This is a genomic window from Planococcus sp. ISL-110, assembly GCF_018613575.1.
In the GTDB taxonomy this organism is placed as follows: domain Bacteria; phylum Bacillota; class Bacilli; order Bacillales_A; family Planococcaceae; genus Planococcus.
This window is the reverse complement of sequence record NZ_JAGGPX010000001.1, coordinates 1-6,112: the sequence shown is the minus strand read 5'-3', so window position 1 is coordinate 6,112 and position 6,112 is coordinate 1. Positions and strand designations below refer to the sequence as shown.

Genomic DNA, 6,112 nt, shown 5'->3' with positions numbered 1-6,112 from the left:
AGCTTTTACATATAGATTCCTTGATGATATTATCGATTTAAACATTACTTTTTTAAATTTAAGTAATATTAATTTGGGGGATGTGACTTGATGAATCAAAATTATGTGGTAACTCAGGGAAATAATTTGATTGAAGCTAGACACAAAAAGCCGTTAACTGCACGAGAACAAAAAATTATCCTTACCATGGTTAGCATGATTGAGCCTACAGATGGGGATTTTAAAGACTACATAATTTCTGTTCGTGATTTTCATGAAATGCTAGGACTCGAGGGAAGAGAACACTACACAGAAATTAAAAAGATAGTAGAAAGTTTAATGACAAAGGTAGTAGAGATCCCTTTAGAAGATAAAGGATGGTTAATGACTCACTGGGTATCTACTGCAAGATATGTAGATGGTTCTGGAGTGATACAGATTCGTTTTGCACCTGAGTTAAAACCTTACTTACTGCAACTCAAAGACACTTTTACTTCGTACAAGTTGAATAATATTTTGTCGCTTAAAAGCGTATATGCTATTCGGCTCTACGAATTAATGAAAAAGTGGCAAACTGTTGCTGAATGGAAATGTTCAATAGACTCATTAAGAGGAAAATTGGGCGCTTCCAATAAGTCGTATAATCTCTACGGCAACTTTAAAAATAAGATATTGCTTCCTGCAATTAAAGAATTAAACGAGCAAACAGATCTATTAATTCAGTACAGAGAAATCAAAAAAGGTAGAAAAGTCGATGCTATTGAATTTACTATTCGTCATGTCCCTGAAAAGAAAATTAAAGTCCCTCATCTTGAAAATATTTCTGAATCCGTTGAAGAATTGAGTGAAATGGATAAGCTACGTATCCGAGTGAACGAACTCGCAGAGGGCTATCAATTCGATACTGCCTTTTTTGCACAGCTTCATCAAGGCGCATCCCTAATCTGGCAAGATGATGCCGAACAGGAATTGGAATTCTTGATTCGCTACGTCAACGAAGAAAAGAGCGTGAAGAATCCTCTGGGGTTCATTAAGTCCAAAATCACTTCCGCCTGGGAGATCCACGAAGCTGGCGGACGGATTACGTTCGCTGATTTGCAGCCGGTCAATGAGCGCTGGGCCGGACGGGAAGAAAAACTGCCGGATTGGTTCACCTCCAAAGAGGATTCGGTCGAGCCGTCGGAAGCGAACCCGGAACTTGATAAAGAAAAAGAGTTGCTGCTGAAAAAGCTGGCGGAAAGAAAGAAACGTTCGAAGAAAGATTCGCCAACTTCTTAAACAGAAAAGCCAAAATCCCAAAGTGATTTTCTTTAAAAAGTCACTTCGGGATTTTTGGTTTGTCTTTCAAGGATGGTCCGTTTACTCGGCCATCCTTTTTGGTTGATCTACGGAAAAGATAGCCGAAGCCGGCTGTCTTTTCTTGCCTTTGAACTACTGGGGAATGATCGTCCATCGAGGACGATCATTCCCCATGCCGTTGACCTTGAGGGGGCGCATCCGGAGGGATGCAGCCCCTTGCTTTTGACCTTCGGTCTACCCTCGGAGAGCACACCTTTACGGCAGTAAAGTATAGTGTGCTATACTTTACCTGGAAGTTGACCGGAATAAGGGGGCGTGTTGTTGTGAGTTTTGCTGTGGTACGGATGCAGAAAATGAAGAGTCCCGATTTAAAGGGCATGCAATTTCACAACCAGCGAGAACGGGAAAGTCGGACGAATCCAGACATCGATCCGGACCGTGAACATTTGAATTATGATTTGCTCCATCAAGATAAAATTGATTACAACAAATACGTAAAAGCCATCATCGAAAGCCAAAAAGTGAGCGAACGGAAAACCCGAAAAGATGCGGTGCTGGTCAATGAATTGCTGGTGACGTCTGACCGTAAATTTTTTGACGGGTTAGATCCGGCTGAACAGAAACGGTTTTTTGAGGAAAGCCATAAATTATTTTCGGAACGCTACGGCAAACAAAACATCGCTTATGCGACCGTCCACAATGACGAAAAAACGCCTCACATGCACTTAGGCGTTGTGCCGATGCGTGACGGCAAACTCAAGGGCAAAAATGTCTTTAATCGGCAAGAATTGCAATGGATGCAAGAGGAATTCCCCAAACACATGCAAACGTTGGGCTTTGAAGTTGAACGGGGCATTGCCTCTGACCGAAAACACATCGAAATGAGCCGTTTCAAGGCATTGACGCTCAATGAAGAAGTGAAAACCCTCGAGAAAGAAACGGAAGCCCTTAGAAATGCGCTGAAAGCGTCTAAGAAAGTGGATGAGCTGCAAGTCAGCAAGCCGACTGTCTTTGACCGGAAACATGTAAAATTACCGGTAGAGGACTTTGAAGCCCTCAAAGCAAGGGCTAAAGCCACCGAAGCCATCGAAAGCACCATCGAGGCGCATGAAAAGCGATTTGACGATATGGTCGATAATGTGATCTCCAGCGACCGGAAACTGGACCAAGAGAAAACTAAAACGGAACGGCTGCAGAAAGAAAATAGCCAACTGAAACAAGAAAACAAGGAATTGCAAAAAGAAAATAAAACGTTAAAAAGCCAGCTAAATGTACTGATGGAATTTGCCAAATCACAGTTGGACAAATTCAAAGAGTGGCAAGCGGAACGGCAGCAAGAAAAACAAAAAGAGATTGCTAGAAAAAGAGACCAGGAGTTGGAGCGTTAAGCCAACGTTGGTCTCTTTTTTGTAGAGATCGATATATTTCCGAGTCGATCGACAGCAGCAAAAATCCGAAGTGCCCAGTTATACACCACCCAAAATTCGGGGTGGTGTAAGGGATTCACTTGTCGCCTTCGGATGTAAAAAATACATAGATAAAGATGAAAAAATAGCAATAATTACTCCAATGCACCGATAAGTAACGGAGCAAAAATCAATAGACCAAATACAATCCAGACACTTATTTGTGTGTCAATTCGTTTATCTAAAAACTCAAATCGTCCCTGTAACATTTTATCAAGCGAACTATAAGACAAGAAAATTAGTGAAAATATGACAAATGCGACCCATCTATTAGATTCAAGCATGGGATCGATAACTAAAAAATATATACCCAAGGAAATTAAAAAGAACAAAAAACTCAATAATGTCGATACTCTCAATTCATTTCACATCCTTTTCAAACCTCTTTTTATTACAAAGTTAAATCAAAAACAGAATATTTTATTTTTATTTATATATATAATATCAAATAATTCAAAGACCACAGGAATACTTTTAGTACTTCAAAACAGAGCCTGTTAGAATGTTTCGAATTTTTCTTAATGTGCTTTTAAATAATTTTCGATTGAAATAAGTTTACATATCCCGAATTATCGGCAGTTCGATAACCGAAAACCGGAGAAGGTGCTGGCCTACAGCACCTTCTTTTTTATTTTTTCTAGAAATCCTTTGAAATCAGTATCTTTCAGCCTAAAAGAAGCATAAAATAAAGCTACATTTAAACTTAATTAAGGCTAAATTTAAGGGGTGAAAACGTGCGAATTCCAATCAGTCGACTGGTAAAAGAGCTGAATCTTGAAGCCCATCAACTTCGGGAGTGGGAGAAACGAGATTGGCTTGGTGAAGTAGTAAAAGACCCGAAACAGAATCACCAACGGGTTTATACGGAGGAACAAGTGGAACGGATCCAGTTGATTTCTCAACTCATTCAAGCGCAAAGAGCGAAAGGCATTAAGCGGACAGACCTCGAAGAAGTAGAAGCTCATTTGTTAGAACAGTTCGGTGGAGAAGTAAAACGAATGGACACCGATTTGGTGGTTGCTCCGCAATCGCTCAATCAGATTGTCGAATTGTTGATGGGCCAGAACCAGAAAATCAACGAGCTGCAGCAATTCATGCAACAGCAGCCAAAACAACAATTACCGGATCCGGTAGACCACACAGAAGTGCTTGAGGACATGAAAACCGAATTGAAAAAGAGCCAGGAACGGGAAGAGCAATTGTTGGCCATCGTCCAACAGCTGCAAACCGATTTGGACGAATTAAAAAAAGCCCCAGCAAAATCCAAGTGGAAGTTTTGGGACAAAGACTAGGTTTTGAATGTAACTTATATGCAGTTAAGTTACATTCACATTCCCTGTCTTGCGTTAACTGCGATCGTCCTAATCTAGTAAAACGAAAGGGGAAATACTTTTGGAAAGCAATGAATATAAGCAGCTAATAACTGAAATAGAAAAACTTAAGTTTCACAATAGTACTATGTTGACTCTTATGGGGTTGGTAAATGAAGACAAGATGCAGACACTTACAATTTATGAAAATATAGTGATGTTCGATTTATCGAAAAATGATTTTAGGGAATTAACAAAACTTATTCAAAGCTATGACGGTAATAATTTTGCCTTGGAACAAAAAGCTTTGAAAATTAATCCTATTTTTAAAAGGAAAAATCTCATTGGTATTATTAAATCCTTCGTGGTTTCAGAAATGTTACTAGAAAAAAGTCTTAAAATACTTAAATCATACGAATAAATACAGGATGTAAATCAGAAGGAGGGATATTTTGCTAAAAAAAATCTACTCGATTCTTTCAGCAATTTGTTTTGCTTTAATGATTTTACCGTTTGCACTTCCTTCTTCTCCAGGAAGTTTCGACCTTTTAGTATTTATCATGGAGATAAACTTCTACTTGCCGCTAATTTTCGGTGTAGCAGGGATCGTTCTAGGATTACTCGGGCTTAAAGGCAATGTAAGACTCTATCTAGTTTCGTTTAATGCTTGTGGTCTAGCCATATATCTATTCCTTACTTTTGTAGCCATCTATGGTTTTAAAGAACCTTAATCAGTTTTTGAATGTAACTTAATAGCAAGTAAGTTACATTCACAACCCCCATTCCATTGACTTCCGCCAAAAAACAAGCGAAACTGAAATTGCTAGAAAAAAAAGATACATTCAAATCGTTGATTCTACTGGGCTCGCTTTTCCTTGGCGGCGCTCTTTTTCTTTTCCCGGAATTTCCTTGAATAGATCGTTACATCCGTTTTTTCTAGCAATAATTAAATTAGCAGCCAATCGAAAGGAGCCATCCATGAACAAGCAAACCGAAATCAAAGATGTGCAGCCGATCCGATCGCTGGATCGCATCGAGGACATGAAATGGAGTTTGAAGAAATGGTGCGGTGAACGGGACTATATTTTGTTTCTTCTCGGCATCAATTCCGGCTTACGTGTCGGCGACCTGTTAGCCATCAAAACGAGCGAGATCCAGGGCAAACAGGTGGTGTCGTTGCGTGAAGGCAAGACCGGCAAACGCCGGACGATCCACCTCGGCAACATCTACGACGAGCTGAACGCTTATATCGGCACGCTAGACGGCTCAAAATGGCTGTTTCCAAGCCGGAAAGGGCAAAACCCGATTACCAGGGTTCAGGCCTACCGCCAGCTCAACAAGGCAGCCCAGATGGCCGATATGCCGGATGGCATCGGCACGCATACCTTACGCAAGACATTTGGCTACTGGCATTACAAGCAATTCAAGGACATTGCCGAGCTGCAGAATATCCTCAACCATGCCCATCCGCAGATCACGTTGCGCTACATCGGCATCACCGATGAGCAGATCGAGAGCAATTTAAAAGCATTTCGCCTGTAACACTCCCAGTATTTTTCTGCGGATTTTTTTGTTTGTCAAAAAACGGCTTCTAAGGGGTTTAAAATCGATTTTAAGTACGAGCCCCTAGTTCTATTCATTTTTGGTCTTAAAATCGCTTCTAAGGGTTTTCTATGCGTTTTAAAGAGGTATCAGTGAGCCGATTCACTTTGTCTTTTGTAGAATCACTGATTTTACAGAAGAAGTCATGGTGATCCGAGAAGAGTTTTTGAAATGCCACACTTTCGGTCCCTATTATTTGCCCACCACCACCAGCTCGCGCGCGTACGCGTGTTGTTGGTGTTTTTAATTACTTTGTTTTAACTGTTTTAACTGTTTTAGGACGTCTGAAACCCTTGGTATGACTGAGCTGAAGGAGTTTAACTATTACCTTTTCGATTCAAACTATTACCTTTTCGATTCAAACTATTACCTTTTCGATTCAAAACTATTACCTTTTCGATTCGAACTATTACCTTTTCGATTCGAAATATGAAAATTTTAAAAATAAGTAATAAA

General features: G+C 40.1%; 6 protein-coding genes. All 6 read left to right on the top strand.

The annotated features are described in order from the left end of the window. The first annotated feature begins 90 nt into the window (after positions 1-90). The 6 genes from J7I83_RS00030 (at position 91) to J7I83_RS00005 (ending at position 5,596) form a co-directional block, all read left to right on the top strand. On the top strand, positions 91-1,257 hold the full coding sequence (locus tag J7I83_RS00030) for a replication initiation protein (protein WP_215098639.1): 1,167 nt from the start codon (positions 91-93) through the stop codon (positions 1,255-1,257). Positions 1,258-1,601: 344 nt separating this feature from the next. Beyond that, positions 1,602-2,666, top strand: coding sequence for a MobV family relaxase (mobV, locus tag J7I83_RS00025; protein WP_215098638.1), 1,065 nt, complete (start codon positions 1,602-1,604; stop codon positions 2,664-2,666). Positions 2,667-3,478: 812 nt separating this feature from the next. Then, positions 3,479-4,036, top strand: a complete 558-nt coding sequence (locus tag J7I83_RS00020) for a MerR family transcriptional regulator (protein WP_215098637.1) — start codon at positions 3,479-3,481, stop codon at positions 4,034-4,036. Between the two features lie 100 nt (positions 4,037-4,136). Next, positions 4,137-4,475, top strand: a complete 339-nt coding sequence (locus J7I83_RS00015) for a hypothetical protein (protein ID WP_215098636.1) — start codon at positions 4,137-4,139, stop codon at positions 4,473-4,475. A gap of 31 nt (positions 4,476-4,506) precedes the next feature. Next, the gene (locus tag J7I83_RS00010) at positions 4,507-4,785 is read left to right on the top strand and encodes a hypothetical protein (RefSeq protein ID WP_215098635.1); all 279 of its coding nucleotides are present in this window, start codon (positions 4,507-4,509) and stop codon (positions 4,783-4,785) included. A gap of 247 nt (positions 4,786-5,032) precedes the next feature. After that, the gene (locus tag J7I83_RS00005) at positions 5,033-5,596 is read left to right on the top strand and encodes a site-specific integrase (protein ID WP_215098634.1); all 564 of its coding nucleotides are present in this window, start codon (positions 5,033-5,035) and stop codon (positions 5,594-5,596) included. Positions 5,597-6,112: the final 516 nt, after the last annotated feature.

What these genes read in the sequence shown, in the direction of transcription:
- J7I83_RS00030 (WP_215098639.1), top strand. Translation starts at nt 91, where the DNA reads ATGAATCAAAATTATGTGGTAACTCAGGGAAATAATTTGATTGAAGCT.
- J7I83_RS00005 (WP_215098634.1), top strand. Translation starts at nt 5,033, where the DNA reads ATGAACAAGCAAACCGAAATCAAAGATGTGCAGCCGATCCGATCGCTG.